Source organism: Verrucomicrobium sp. BvORR034, assembly GCF_000739635.1.
GTDB lineage: Bacteria > Verrucomicrobiota > Verrucomicrobiia > Verrucomicrobiales > Verrucomicrobiaceae > Verrucomicrobium.
This window is the reverse complement of the sequence record NZ_BATQ01000171.1, coordinates 66,464-79,059: the sequence shown is the minus strand read 5'-3', so window position 1 is coordinate 79,059 and position 12,596 is coordinate 66,464. Positions and strand designations below refer to the sequence as shown.

The following is a 12,596-nucleotide window of genomic DNA, read 5'->3' as shown; positions in this document are numbered from 1 at the left end:
CGGTCTAGACAATCGTCTGGCGGTCCGGTGCTTGAAGAAGGCAACTAATGGCTTAGAGGCTCGCCGTTGCTGTCGGGGCGCTCATGCCACCCTTCATTCTCCACTGGATCTCCTCAATCGCCCACTGCGCATGCTCCGAGATCAGGGGATGCTCATCGGTTGCGGCAATTTTCAGGGCGGGAAGGTCGTCCGCGGTGCCGATGTTTCCTAAAACCACACAGACGTTTCGCAGGAACGCGGGGCGTTTGATGCGCTTGATGGGGGACTTGGCGAAGAGGGTGCGGAAGGCCTCATCATCAAGGGCGAGCAGGTCGCGGAGGTGCAGGTTGAAGACGGAATCGCGGGCCTGGAACCAGGCTTCGTGGGAGGTCTGGGCGAAGCGGTTCCACGGGCAGGCGGTCAGGCATTCGTCACAGCCGTAGAGGCGGTCGCCGATGGCGCGGCGGAACTCAATCGGGATGGGGCTCTTGCTCTCGATGGTGAGGTAGGAGATGCATCGGCGGGCATCCATGCGCCGTGGGGCGGTGATGGCCTGGGTGGGGCAGGCGGTGATGCAGCGGGTGCACTTGCCGCAAAGATCGTGAGCCGGGGAATCCGGCTCCAGCTCCAGGGTGGTGAGGATCTCGGCCAGAAAGAACCAGGTGCCGAGGGCGCGGTGGATCTGCATGGTGCTTTTCCCGCCCCAGCCCAGTCCTGACTCACTGGCGAAGTCGCGTTCCAATACCGGGCCGGTGTCCACATAGAAGCGCTGGGTGCCTCCCTTGCTCTCAAGGAAGATGTTCACGGCCTTGAGCATCTTGTCGATGAGGTCGTGATAGTCGTTGTTCCACGCGTAGCGCGCGATCCGGCCTTCCAGCTGACCGGGCTGCGGGCCTGCGCCTTGAAAGTAGTTCAGCGCAAAGACAACGATCGACTTCGCACCGGGTAGCACCAGCCGGGGATCCATGCGCCGCTCCATGTTGCGGGCCATCCAGGCCATGTCGCCATATTTGCCATCGGCCACCCACTGCTCATACAGTTCCCGATGCGCCGCAGGCAGCGCGAGGGCGACCCGGCAGTCGCTGAAGCCGAGCTCGCGGGACAGCTCCTGAAGTTCTGACTTGAGAACGGCAGGGGGCATGGGGGGGAATGAAGAGTTAAGGGTTATGAGATGGGGAATCGATTCGAGGGCAAAAGGCACTACGACGCCTGCTTCATAACGTCTAACCCATAACTCTTAACATTTACCATCCACCCACTTCACCCTCTAAAATACACGCGCACACTTTCCGCCAGGCCATAGGCCACATCCTGGGCAGTCAGGTCGTCGGTGCCAATTTGAAGATCGCTGGCCTTCTGGTACATGGGGCGCCGGGTCTCGTACAGGTGGCGCAGGGTGGCGGCAGGGTCCTGGTTGCGCAGCAGTGGTCGGTCGTTGCTGTGCACCGTGCGCTGGTAGAGCGTGTTGGGATCGGCGTTCAGCCAGACCACATAGCCCAGTTGTTTGAGGATGGGCAGGTTGGCAGCCTGGGTGACGATGCCGCCACCGGTGGCGATGACAAGACCCTCCTTGCCGAGCAGGGATTTCAGGGCCTCAGTCTCGCGCTGGCGGAAGCCGGCCTCGCCTTCGGCAGCGAAGATGTCGGGGATGGTCTTGCGGGCCTTTTCGATGATGATCTGGTCCGTGTCCACAAATCCAAACCCGAGGCTGTGGGCGGCCATGCGGCCCACGGTTGATTTCCCTGAACCCATGAGGCCCACGATGATGATGTTGCGTCCGCGGCGGGCGCTGGTGACAGGCAGGCCCAGCTCGGTGAGGATGGACGGCACCAGGGCGGCGTCATTGTCCAGGGCGTCGAAATAGCTGGGATAGGTGAGCGTGAACCCAGTGGCGCGCAGGGTGGCATTGGAGACGCGCTTGTTGGTCCAGGCGCGTTTCCGCTCGTTGTTGGGCGGGGCCACTGGCGGCAGAGGGCGGGCGAAGCGGGCGGCCAGGTGCTTGAAACAGTCCCGCTGGGTCATGGGGAGATCGTCCGCCACGTTGTAAACTCCACGGTGCCCCCCCAGCAGCAGGTGCATGATGGCGCGCGCCACGTCATCGCGATGGATCTGGTTCAAGACGCGGCCCTGGCCTTCTGCCCCTTCGATCGAGGCCTTGCCTTCGAGGAAGTTCTTGAGCACAAACGAACGGTGGGGACCGTAGATGCCTGCCAGACGGGTGATGGTGCCGCCGTGAGAGAGGACGAGATCTTCCGTCTGACGAAGGAGTCGGCCGGTTTCACGCTCAGGCTCCGCTGGGCTGGCCTCGTCTACGAGCGAGCCGTCCACCTGCGGATAGACGCTGGTGCTGCTGGTGAAGAGCAGGTGCGCTTTGGGGAAGAGGGCGATGAGATGGGTGCAGCCCTCCAGGTACACCTTGCGGTACATCTCGGCACCGCCCCGGTTCGAGGAGGCACAATGTATGACCACGTCCGGGTGAGGGCTCAGGTCTGCCGTGGCCTGCGCGAGGCTGGCTTCGTCACTGACATCTGCCGCCAACACCGGGTAGGGCTTGGAGGCGGTGAGCCGCTCCGCCGATTCCGGGGAATGGGTGATGCCGGTGACCTCGTGACCTGCTTCATGCAGCAGGTCCGCCAGCTTTTCACCCGAGTAGCCACATCCCACCACGAGGCAGCGCATGATCAGGCGCCTCCTTTCCGGGCTTGAGTGAAGTATTCCACCAGACCGCGCTCCACACCGCGGGCATAGTCCTCCAGCGGACTGGTGACCAGCTTGCCATCCAGGAGCGTGCGCCCCAGAAAGTGGCCCAGCAGGAGGCGGCGGTAGGTTTCGCCGTGATTCATGACGTAGGGCTCAAAGTAGAGGACCGGGCATTCATACATCCGGTTTGCCAGCAGGTTCCGTGCATACACGAAGGGGCTTCCTGACACCCGACGAGCATTTGCGGTGGTGTAGAGGTAAGGCGGCAGTCCGGTGGCGGCGGCCATGGCGGAGGCAACGGGGGCTGCCATGGCCATTTCCTGCTCCTCAGTGCGGGAGAAAAGGCGGCGCAGCATCTCAAAGCGCACGTCCTCATACTGCAATTCATCCGGGCTGTAGCAGCCGTTGATGAGCAGGTGAAAGTGGTTGGCCTCCACGAACGAAGGCTGCTTGGGATCGCCCCAAGGCTCCGCGTTCAGGTGCAGGCAGAGGACAAGGTCGGGTCGCAGTTCTTCGTTCACGCGGCGGGCGCGGGCGTGGATCTCGCTCACGCGGTAGAACAGTTTTTCCGACTGCCACTGCACGCTGAGGATGCGGGCCTCGTCGCGGGGGTCGGTGTAGGAGTCCTTCGGGCTGGCGATGCCGGCCTCGTGGAGCAATCGGAGGGCTTCGTCCTGAAGGCTCTGGGGGGTGTCCTTGGTGAGGGGGTTCTCCGACTCCCGCACCATGCTGACGCGGGCGCCGAGGGCCTCCAGGCGGGGTTTCAGGAGCTGGGCCACCTGTAGGACGATCCGACCCTCCATGATTTCCTCACCCGGATTCATGCTCAGCCAGCGCTCCTCCAGGCGGGCGTATCCGCCACCGATGTGGCCGGGGTCCAGAGCGATGTGCACGCCCTTCAGCGGGGATTGACCGGGCTCGAGCGGGCGCAGATCCTTGGCGGCGCGCCAGTAGTGGGGGACCTGCTTGGGCTCGACCGTGGCGGGACGAAAAGCAATGCGCACGGGCAGTTTGCCAGGCGTGGTGTCCACGATGACACCCTGGTCGTCCAGCTTCCACGGTGGCGGGAAGGTCGAGCCATTGCCATAGACATGAGAGATGGCTTTCTCAAACTGCGCACGGGTGAGCACGCCATCGTAGGCCTTCAGCTCGTCCCATTTAGGCGGGGTCGCCAGCGGGCTGAGTTTTGGTTTGGCCAGGATCGGCGGGACTGGGGTGAGCGGGGCGGAAGGGGAGTCTGCCGCCAGGGGGCCCACTGCAGGTGCCTCTGCGGATGTGGGAGCCGCAGTGGGTGCGGGTTTGGAGGCGGGTGCGGCGGCCGGTCCTGTCCCGGAAGCGGGAGCGGGGGCGGGCGCTGGCGCCGGGGAAGTCTGCGCCATCATGCCGCAGTTCAGCCCCATCAGGAGGGCAACTCCGGTCATCCATGGTCTGCAGCGTCCGTCCAACATGCTGGCAGCCTAGACTTGATTCATGGACAATTCATCCTCAAATACGTACTGCATGACAGACGCCCCCTCTGACCAGACGATTCGCATCCTTTTTTTAGGTGACGTGATGGGTGACCCGGGACGAAAAGCGGTGGCGGAGATGTTGCCGCGGCTTAAGGAGGAGTTGCACATCGACTTCGCGATTGTGAACGGCGAGAATAGCGCCGGCGGTCGAGGCATCACGCCGAAGATCGCCATCGGGCTCATGCGAGCCGGGGCGGCGGTCATCACGACGGGGGATCATGTGTGGGACCAGAAGGAGATCGTGCCGTACTTTTCTGAAGAACCCCGGCTGCTGAGGCCGGTGAACTATCCCGCGGGCACGCCGGGCGAAGGCACGCTGGTGCTGGAGACGAAGAAGGGCAAGGTGGGCGTGATCAACGTGCAGGGTCGCACCTTCATGAAGATGCTGCTGGAGAACCCTTTCACCGTCATGGATGAGGTGGTGGCAGAGATGCGCAAGGAAACGCCGGTCATCTTCGTGGACATGCACTCCGAGACCACGAGCGAGAAGATGGCGCTGGGCTGGTATCTGGACGGCCGGGTCTCCGCTGTGGTGGGAACCCATACGCATGTGCAGACGGCGGATGAGCGGGTGCTGCCCAATGGCACCGCATTTCTCTGCGATGCGGGCATGTGCGGCCCGGTGGACTCGTGCATCGGCATGGAAGTGCAGACGGCGATCGAGCGGTTCACCAAGCTGCTGCCCAGCAAGGGCCATGTGGCTCGCGGTCAGGTGAAACTGTGTGGCGCAGTGGTGGATGTGGATGCGACGACGGGCAAGGCGCTGAAGATTGAGCGTCTGCAGCGTGTGTGGCACGGCAGCACGGAGGGGGCGTAGGGGAGAGGGGGAAGTTGAGATGTGCCGCAAGCGGCACATTGAGACGCGTTGCTGGTTGAGACGGTGCCGCCAGGGCGGCACCTGGTTGAGAGAGAGAGAGTCGGAGGGAATGGGCTCCGTTGCTGCAAGTAGGGGGATCGAACCTCACAAGCCGTCCCGAAAGCGGTGATGCTCACCGCAGTCCCAAAGTCCCGATAAATCGGGACGCCGCCAGGTGTTGGGGGTGGTGGATTTGAGTGGATCCGGGGGCTTGAGGTGCCGGAGGGACGTTGACTGAAAGGTTCTCGGCATCTTGCCGGGAACGTGGGGCGGGTGTCTTGTTGCCCTGCTCGCCTCATGAGGTTCGAGGAAGCGCCTCGGGTCCACGAAAGCGGCGCTTCACGCGCGCACTCCACAGCGACTTCGTCGCCAGGTGTTGGAGGCGGTGGGGAGGGAGGGAGGCAATCAGCCTCTGAGGCGCCTATCCACTGTTTACCTCTATCCTTAACTCAGCCCTCTGTGTTCTCTGCGCCTCTGTGGTTAGATTCACAGCGCCACTTCTGCTGGTTACCGAATCCACCCACTGGCCCCCACCGGCGTCTTGCCTGCCGCCAGTGGGGTGCTCAAGTTGGGGGCCCCACCATGAACCAAGTTCGGACGAACTGCCGCCGCGAGGAGGCCCAAGGCCACACAGGCGGACAGGAGGATCCTGACGATGCGAGCGGTGGAATCGGGGTTCATGGTGAAAGGGGAGGTTTGAGGGTTTTTTGATCGGCAGGAGCGAGGGGGTTCACTCCTGCCTTTCAATGACTGCATGTCCGGTGATCTGCCTTTGTGACGGGCAGGCTGCTGTTTTTATTCTGACTTTTGTTTACCGAGCTTGAAGGTTTCCAGGTCGAGCAGCCAAACAGACCAGGGACAGGGCGGCGGCTACCCCGGTGAAGACGGAGTAATTGAGGGGAGCTTTGATGCCCAGGGTAACCGTCATGGAGAGCGCAAAAACGAGCAGCAGGGCAGCGCTGCCCAGGGCCGCCCAACGCAGCTTCACCCCCACCAGCAGCCAGACGGCCAGCACGATTTCAGCAATGGTAGCGATCCAGCCCAGGGGGGCGTAGAGCGAGGCAGGCAGGAAGGCGTTCAAGGTTCCGGTGTAGGCGACGAAACTGGCCCAGTCACCCCAGGCTACATTCGGTGCGCCGGGTGGACCCCAAAGGCCGAAGCGGTCCGCTACGGCGGAGAGGAAGGCAGCGGCGAGGCTGATGCGAAGGGTCCAGCCGGTGAAGAGGTTCAATGTCATAACCTAAGTGGGGCCTGGGGTGACGAGTGTGGAGGAGGGCTCAGTGTTTGTCCACCGGGCCGGTTGGCGGGGTTCCCTTGGGCCCGACCACGAAGGCGAGCAGCTTGGCGGGCTCGGTGGCACTGGCGTTGCGGGAGACCAGATGCACGCCACCAGGGGGCTCGTAGTAGGTCTCGCCCTTGGTGAGTTTGGTGAGCGGTCCGTCAGTGATCTGCATCTCCACGGTGCCCTCCAGTACATACACAAAGACGGGGCCGGCGTGGCGATGGGCTGGGGAGCTGGCCCCGCCGGCGTACTCCACCAGTACCATGTTGACCTCGCTCTCGGGATGACCAGCGAGGACGCGGGTGAACAGGGAGGTGACCTTGGAGCCGGTCTGTGCAGCATCCGGGTGGGTGGCGGCGGAGGCTGCCGCTGCGAACGCGGGCACGCCGGAGGCGGCGGTCAGCAGGGTCATGAGTTGGCGGCGGGAAAGGGAGGGCATGGGAATTAGGAATTAGGAATGGGGTTCGAGGGTATTATTTCAACTCTTCGGGCATCTTGCGGAAGCTGATGGCGAAGCGGTTCCAGCCGTTGATGGCGACGACGGCGAGGTTGAGGTTGGTCAGTTCTGTTTCTGAGAACACCTCGCGGGCCTGGGCGTACACCTCGTCGGGCACGTGGGTTTGGGAGATGAGGGTCACGGCCTCGGTCCAGGCGAGGGCGGCGCGTTCCCGGCTGGTGTAGAGGTGGGGCACCTCATGCCAGACGGGCAGGAGGTTGAGGCGGCGGGCGGACTCGCCGCGGGCGAGCGCCTCGCGATTGTGGAGGTCGATGCAGTAAGCGCAGCCATTAATCAGGGAGGCACGGAGGTTCACCAAGTCCAGCAGGGCTGGCTCGATGCCCATCTTTTGTACGGCGAATGACAGGGCAAACATGGCCTTCACGGCGTCGGGGCTGGCCAGGTGGTATTCCATGCGGGGCTTGCCTTCTGGGGTGTCGGAGATCTCGCTCATAAGGATGTTGGTTTGATTTTGGTGTTTCGAACTGAAGAAAGAATCGCTCTCGAATGGTCTTGCTGGAAGGTCCATTTACCTGATATGTAGTGGACCACTTTCAGATCCCTCAAGTCGCGTTCATGTCCCGGAAAGCATCTCTGCAGGAACTGGCGCTGCGCCCAGCCCCAGAGGGTACGCCCCTGTTCCGCTGGATTTATGAGGAGCTCCGATTGGCCATTGCCGAAGGGCGGCTCAAGCCCGGCATGCGCCTGCCTTCCACCCGGGAGCTGGCGGCGCAGTACGGCGTGGCACGGGGCACGGTACTGGTCACGTTTGAACAGCTCAAGGCCGAGGGGTATGTGGAAAGTGAGGTGGGATCTGGCACGCGGGTGGCGGGCAATCTGCCGGAGCGTTTCTTTGCCCCGGCTCCCTCGTTGCAGGCGGTGCCGGCGAGTGTGATGCCTTCACGGGCCAGACTTTCGGCATGGTCCCAGACACTGCGCCCCCTGTTTCCCCTTCACGGAGTGGCCCCCACAGGCGTGGCTTTTGAGCCCAACCAACCCGCGCTGGATCTATTTCCCACCACCCTGTGGAGCCGGCTGGCAGGGCGTCGGTTGCGACAGGCCTCCGGACTGCAGCTGGGGGTGGCGGAGGCCCACGGGTACCGGCCACTCCGGGAGGCGGTGGCGGCGTATCTGGGATCGGCCCGGGCGGTGCATTGCACGGCGGACCAGGTAGTGATCGTGTCCGGCACCCAGCAGACGCTTGACCTCACGGCGCGACTGGTGCTGGACCCTGGTGACAAGGTGTGGATGGAGGACCCGGGATATATCGGGGCAGTGGGGGCCTTTCGGTCCGTAGGGGCACAGTTGGTGGCCATCCCTGTGGATGAAGATGGGCTGGATGTGGCCCGAGGCCGGAAGCTGGCTGCGGATGCCAAGCTGGCGTACGTGACGCCGGCGCATGAGTTTCCCCTGGGGACAAGCCTGAGCCTGGAGCGTCGCCTGGCCCTGTTGCAGTGGGCGCAGGAGGCGGGGTCGTGGATCTTTGAGGATGACTATGATAGCGAGTACCGCTACCGGGGACGGCCGCTGCCCTCCATGCAGGGGCTGGACGGCAGTGGGTGTGTCATCTTCGCGGGGAGCTTCAACAAGATGTTGTTTCCTAATCTGCGGCTGGGTTATGTGGTGCTTCCGCTGCGTCTGGTGGAGCCGTTTGCCGTGGCTCGCTCGCTGAGTGATCGTTTTCCGCCTCTGCTGGATCAGGCGGTGTTGTGTGACTTCATCACGGAGGGGCACTTTGGCCAGCACATCCGGCGCATGCGGGAGGCGTATGCGGAGAGATTGGGCACGCTCATGGAGATGGTAGCGACAGGGCCTCTGGCAGGGCTGATTGAGATTGCTCCGATTCATGCTGGTATGCAGACAGCGGGGCATCTGCCGCCCGCGAGGAATGACCATGCGGTCGCGGAGGCGGCGGCGCGCCAGGGGGTGCGGTGCATGACGCTCTCCATGTTCCAGATCCAACGCAAGGATGTGAACGGCCTGCTGCTGGGCTTCGGCGGTTACCGGCCGGAATTGATCCGGGAAGGTGCGAGGAAACTCGCAAAGGTGCTGGAGGGGAGGTAGCCGGTGCGTCAGTAGTCAAGGTGTTGGGGGTGCCGTGGTGGGGAGGACGCGTCATTGGCTTCAGATGCAATTGGGTGCCGGAGGCATCCCAGCCATTGGCCGGAGGTTGAAGGAGTGAAGCGACTGACACCTCCGAAATAAGAGGAAAATTGTATTCCACCCCGGCAGGGGTAGCAGCGAGTTAGACCACCGTAACTCCTGCGGAGTCGAACTCGATCGCAGCTACCCGACGCAGCCTCGCTTGATGCGCGTCCAACGTTTGGCTGTGCTACAAGATCCCTTTCAGCGCCGATAGCCTATTGAAATCGGAGCAATGATATTGGAATTGGTATCGTTTCCGCCTCCTGCCCGTGACGCCCCAGGGTCTGTCGAAACTTGGCGACATCGGCGAGAAAGCAAAGCTTGCAGACGCTTCAGCTAGTGCCTCCTCACGTCGACAACTACAGGGTCGCTGAGTGGTTGGCGATCAAACACCAGTGGGTGGGAGTTGAGGTGTGAGTCATCGGGGTGGGTGCGGATACAGAGGGTGTTTGAGGATTCCTTCTTCCGTGCGACCGCCAAAGCCGGTCGTAGTTGTCGACTTGAGGAGGCTCTAACTTCCTGGTATGCGATGCCTTCCGGTAGAGTGCTGCCAAGTGCCCAAGGGGTGCTTCATGGCCGCGAGGCGTGGCAGAATCAATCACTCCAGACATCCACTTCCCGATAATGGCGCAACTTCGGGCTGAGGCTGGCGATGGGTTCAGGTACTAACTCCAAATCACTTGGCCATGGGTTGAATTGGACCGCCAGTTACTCCTCAATCGCTTCCACGCCTGCCAGCTTGAGCTTCTCAAGATGATCCTTCATCTTCTGCAAGACTTCGGGTGGATGGCCTTGCCAGTCGGTGATCTCGCCGGTGACTCGCAATGGTTCCCGGGTGCGGTAGGACTTGGTCGGATTGCCGGGGAATTTCTTGTCGGTCAGGTTCGGGTCATCTTCGAACGGCCCTGTGGGTTCGACGATGTAGATTCGGCCGCGTCCTTCGCCTTGGGCCAGTTCGGCTCCCCAAGTGGCTGCATCGAGCGTGGCGGTCAGATAGACGAAGTTTGCCTTTCTCCTGCTGCCGTAGTTGGAGTTGTAGCCGGGCGCGATGATGTCGCCGGGTTGCAAGTCGGCCCGAGTACCGTGGTAGTAGGTCGGGGTGTTTGGAGCTTCGGGGAGGGCCATGGGGGCACTTACTTCAATGTCTGTAGCTTGGAGAATCGCGGATTGAACTCTTCTTTGGAGGTGCTGATGGCCGCGACTCCAGCCTGCAGTTTTGCAGGCCAGCTGGAGGGGATCTCTTTGGGTTCTAGGACATTCCAATTCACGCCGTCGGTGCTTGCGGCTCCGAGGAACTTGTTGCCGCGGCGTTCGAGGCGGAGGAATACGGGGCCATCTTTGGGCAGTGGGTAGTCTCCGGTCATGCCAAGGCGTTGAAGCTCGCCGCCCACCCGGATTTCAAAGTTTGCGTAGGGCTGCGCTTCCTCGCCGGAGTGTTGCAAAACGGCGCGGGCCAGGGTGACGACGTTGTTCGAGTCGGCCATGGCGATGAGGGCGGCGCCATTGTAGCCGGTGCGACCGGCTTTGGTGGATTCATCACCAGGAGTGAAGCGGCCCTCCACCTTGACCTGCAGGGTGAAGTCGCCATGAACTTCTTGGAGAACGCGTGGTGCATTGATGACGCCAATGTCGGCAGCCAGATCGTGAGGGCGGGCTCCAGGGACGCTGATGAGCAAGGAGTCCTTGGCGAGAAAGAACTTGCAGTCGTTGTCCGGGTCCAGAGCCGTGCCCCAGCCAGGAAGCTTGCGCGGCACTTCTTTCGTTTCTGATGGCTGCTGGGCATTGCCACAGAGGCAAATCAAGCAAGCGACCGTGAGAAGATACGGAGTGGCGTATTTCATGGGGTTTGGATCTGAGCTGAGGTTGTCTCAGGGCTTGATGCCTGGATCAAGCCGCACCGCGAAAGGGTGTCGGCGCAAATAGTAAGGCTCAGCCAGGCGCGGGGCGAGCCAAAAGTGCCTGCTGCGCGCAGGTTTGGCTGTTGGGGGCTACTTAAACGCCACCGGAGAAGAGACCATGGCGTCGCGTTCATCGGTGACGGTGAAGAACCACATATCTGATCCGGGCTCAGCGGCAGGGGCGGTCACGATGTCATTTTCGACGGTCGCCGGGACGCTCTTCCACTCTCGCTTGTTCACCGCCTCGCCCGGCAGCGCGTAGTTGAAGGCAGCCGATTTCACCGGGAGCGAGTGAGTGATTTTCGCCGTCACCCTGCCATCGGCGAGGACGGGCGCGGTGCAGGAGGGGAGCGCTTTGCCATCGCCGATGCCAAGCTGCTGGTCCACCCAGAGGCCGATCTCCTTGGGTTCCCAGCCCACGCCGTGGCCGTGCGGCATCTTGATTTGGACGCGGATGTTTTTGGCGGTCTTGGTCACGGCATCGTAGCTCTTCATGTAGCTGTCGAGCGGGTAGGCGAAGTCGTTGGTGCCGTTCATGAAGAAGATGGGCACCGTGCAGCGGGCGAGGTGGCTGGAGGGGTCGTAGCGCTCGACCCATTTCTTGGTGAGATCCGGACCGAGTTTAGTGAACTCACCGAGCCAGCAGCTGTTCTGGTCCAGGAAACCACAACCGTAAACCGGGACGGCCGCCTTGAACCGGCTGTCCACGGAGGCCACGATGCAGGTGGTGTAGCCGCCCCAACTGATGCCGGTAACGGCGGTGCGTTCTTTGTCCACTTCAGGAAAGCTCAGGAGGAGGGAGTGGGCCAGGATGCCGTTGGCCACGGCGTGAAGCGGCCAGTCATCGGTGATGTCTTCAGAGCGGATGGTGTCAAATTTGGCGGGATGGCCCTGGTCGGGGCCGCCGTCGGGAATGCGGGTGCGTTTGTTGGGATCGGCCTCCTCGGGACGCATGCCGCTGAGGTCCATGGCGATGGCGGCGTAGCCGCGCTTGGCCCAGAGTTCCGCCCAGGCCTTGAAAGCGGTGCCGCCGCCGCCGTGGATGAGGACGACGCCGGGATATTTCTTGGGGGCGTCGGTGGCGGGGGAAAGCGTGGCGGGGGAGGCGTAGTAGGCGAAGACCTGGGAAGGTTTACCCTGGAAGGGGAGGCCCGTGTAGGTGAGGGCGCGCATGGGGCCCTCTTTGACGAGCCAAGTGATGGCGGGAGCCTGGGAGAGTTGGGCGAGGTCCCAGGGGGATGATGCCGGTTCGGCTCGCAGGGAGGTTGTGGCGAGGGTGACGATGCCGAGTAAGAGAGGAAAGAGAAGCCGGGTGCGCATGGGTGTAACCCAAACCAGATCGGAGAAAGACACAAGACGAAAAGACACAAGACGCAAGACCTGAGGAGGTGGGAGAGGAGGGAGCGTGGGGTGTCGCCGCAGAGAAAGTAGAAGAGCCGTCCCGGCTCTTGGGGTTGTGGGTGGATGACGAACAAGCACCGAGACGGTTTTTCTACAGTGAAGTCCGCCAGGGTGGTGGCGGAACTGAATGAGGCCGGGCCTTCAGCTCTCAATGATCCCGTTATTGCATGAAACCTGGGGCGTTGCCCCAGGCTGGTATGATGCCGGGCCGTTGGCCCTCGGGAGGTGTTGGGGCCAGTTGGTCAGGTTGTTTCACGAGACCATACCCGCCCCGAAGCCTGAAATCCCATTCTGTTAATTCCGTCAATTCTGTCTAAAAAACCCGACC

The 12,596-nt window shown here is 62.4% G+C and carries 12 protein-coding genes; 2 read left to right on the top strand and 10 right to left on the bottom strand.

Annotation, left to right across the window (positions count from 1 at the left end):
* Positions 1–52: 52 nt before the first annotated feature.
* The 3 genes from queG to BV034_RS30125 all read right to left on the bottom strand — a co-directional run bounded on the left by queG (position 53) and on the right by BV034_RS30125 (position 4,100).
* Entirely contained in the window at positions 53–1,120 is a 1,068-nt protein-coding gene (gene queG / locus BV034_RS30135) for a tRNA epoxyqueuosine(34) reductase QueG (RefSeq protein WP_050030651.1), read from the bottom strand.
* Between the two features lie 119 nt (positions 1,121–1,239).
* The gene (locus BV034_RS35295; RefSeq protein ID WP_050030650.1) at positions 1,240–2,658 is read right to left on the bottom strand and encodes a shikimate kinase; all 1,419 of its coding nucleotides are present in this window, start codon (positions 2,656–2,658) and stop codon (positions 1,240–1,242) included.
* 2 nt (positions 2,659–2,660) lie between these two features.
* The gene (locus BV034_RS30125; protein ID WP_050030649.1) at positions 2,661–4,100 is read right to left on the bottom strand and encodes an N-acetylmuramoyl-L-alanine amidase; all 1,440 of its coding nucleotides are present in this window, start codon (positions 4,098–4,100) and stop codon (positions 2,661–2,663) included.
* 79 nt (positions 4,101–4,179) lie between these two features.
* Here BV034_RS30125 and BV034_RS30120 point away from each other — a divergent pair, with 79 nt between their 5' ends.
* Positions 4,180–5,007 carry a TIGR00282 family metallophosphoesterase gene (locus BV034_RS30120; RefSeq protein WP_050030648.1) on the top strand — a complete coding sequence of 276 codons (828 nt, stop codon included), beginning with the start codon at positions 4,180–4,182 and terminating at the stop codon, positions 5,005–5,007.
* A gap of 546 nt (positions 5,008–5,553) precedes the next feature.
* Here the strand turns inward: BV034_RS30120 and BV034_RS36570 are convergent.
* From BV034_RS36570 to BV034_RS30105, 4 genes are all read right to left on the bottom strand, one after another.
* On the bottom strand, positions 5,554–5,727 hold the full coding sequence (locus BV034_RS36570) for a hypothetical protein (RefSeq protein WP_265593631.1): 174 nt from the start codon (positions 5,725–5,727) through the stop codon (positions 5,554–5,556).
* A 130-nt stretch (positions 5,728–5,857) separates the two neighbouring features.
* Entirely contained in the window at positions 5,858–6,283 is a 426-nt protein-coding gene (locus BV034_RS30115) for a MauE/DoxX family redox-associated membrane protein (protein WP_050030647.1), read from the bottom strand.
* 40 nt (positions 6,284–6,323) lie between these two features.
* Positions 6,324–6,767, bottom strand: a complete 444-nt coding sequence (locus BV034_RS30110; protein ID WP_063768946.1) for a cupin domain-containing protein — start codon at positions 6,765–6,767, stop codon at positions 6,324–6,326.
* A 34-nt stretch (positions 6,768–6,801) separates the two neighbouring features.
* The gene (locus BV034_RS30105; protein ID WP_050030646.1) at positions 6,802–7,278 is read right to left on the bottom strand and encodes a carboxymuconolactone decarboxylase family protein; all 477 of its coding nucleotides are present in this window, start codon (positions 7,276–7,278) and stop codon (positions 6,802–6,804) included.
* A gap of 122 nt (positions 7,279–7,400) precedes the next feature.
* Between BV034_RS30105 and BV034_RS30100 the strand changes: the two genes are divergently transcribed.
* On the top strand, positions 7,401–8,888 hold the full coding sequence (locus BV034_RS30100) for a PLP-dependent aminotransferase family protein (protein WP_050030645.1): 1,488 nt from the start codon (positions 7,401–7,403) through the stop codon (positions 8,886–8,888).
* Between the two features lie 789 nt (positions 8,889–9,677).
* Here the strand turns inward: BV034_RS30100 and arr are convergent.
* From arr to BV034_RS30085, 3 genes are all read right to left on the bottom strand, one after another.
* Positions 9,678–10,094 carry an NAD(+)--rifampin ADP-ribosyltransferase gene (arr, locus tag BV034_RS30095; RefSeq protein ID WP_050030644.1) on the bottom strand — a complete coding sequence of 139 codons (417 nt, stop codon included), beginning with the start codon at positions 10,092–10,094 and terminating at the stop codon, positions 9,678–9,680.
* An 8-nt stretch (positions 10,095–10,102) separates the two neighbouring features.
* Entirely contained in the window at positions 10,103–10,810 is a 708-nt protein-coding gene (locus BV034_RS30090) for a hypothetical protein (RefSeq protein ID WP_050030643.1), read from the bottom strand.
* Positions 10,811–10,957: 147 nt separating this feature from the next.
* On the bottom strand, positions 10,958–12,187 hold the full coding sequence (locus tag BV034_RS30085) for an alpha/beta fold hydrolase (protein ID WP_050030642.1): 1,230 nt from the start codon (positions 12,185–12,187) through the stop codon (positions 10,958–10,960).
* Positions 12,188–12,596: the final 409 nt, after the last annotated feature.

Coding starts and splice junctions, on each gene's coding strand:
- BV034_RS35295 (WP_050030650.1), bottom strand. CDS start 2,658: ATGCGCTGCCTCGTGGTGGGATGTGGCTACTCGGGTGAAAAGCTGGCG.
- BV034_RS30115 (WP_050030647.1), bottom strand. CDS start 6,283: ATGACATTGAACCTCTTCACCGGCTGGACCCTTCGCATCAGCCTCGCC.
- BV034_RS36570 (WP_265593631.1), bottom strand. CDS start 5,727: ATGAACCCCGATTCCACCGCTCGCATCGTCAGGATCCTCCTGTCCGCC.
- BV034_RS30085 (WP_050030642.1), bottom strand. CDS start 12,187: ATGCGCACCCGGCTTCTCTTTCCTCTCTTACTCGGCATCGTCACCCTC.
- BV034_RS30110 (WP_063768946.1), bottom strand. CDS start 6,767: ATGCCCTCCCTTTCCCGCCGCCAACTCATGACCCTGCTGACCGCCGCC.
- queG (WP_050030651.1), bottom strand. CDS start 1,120: ATGCCCCCTGCCGTTCTCAAGTCAGAACTTCAGGAGCTGTCCCGCGAG.
- arr (WP_050030644.1), bottom strand. CDS start 10,094: ATGGCCCTCCCCGAAGCTCCAAACACCCCGACCTACTACCACGGTACT.
- BV034_RS30125 (WP_050030649.1), bottom strand. CDS start 4,100: ATGACCGGAGTTGCCCTCCTGATGGGGCTGAACTGCGGCATGATGGCG.
- BV034_RS30100 (WP_050030645.1), top strand. CDS start 7,401: ATGTCCCGGAAAGCATCTCTGCAGGAACTGGCGCTGCGCCCAGCCCCA.
- BV034_RS30105 (WP_050030646.1), bottom strand. CDS start 7,278: ATGAGCGAGATCTCCGACACCCCAGAAGGCAAGCCCCGCATGGAATAC.
- BV034_RS30120 (WP_050030648.1), top strand. CDS start 4,180: ATGACAGACGCCCCCTCTGACCAGACGATTCGCATCCTTTTTTTAGGT.
- BV034_RS30090 (WP_050030643.1), bottom strand. CDS start 10,810: ATGAAATACGCCACTCCGTATCTTCTCACGGTCGCTTGCTTGATTTGC.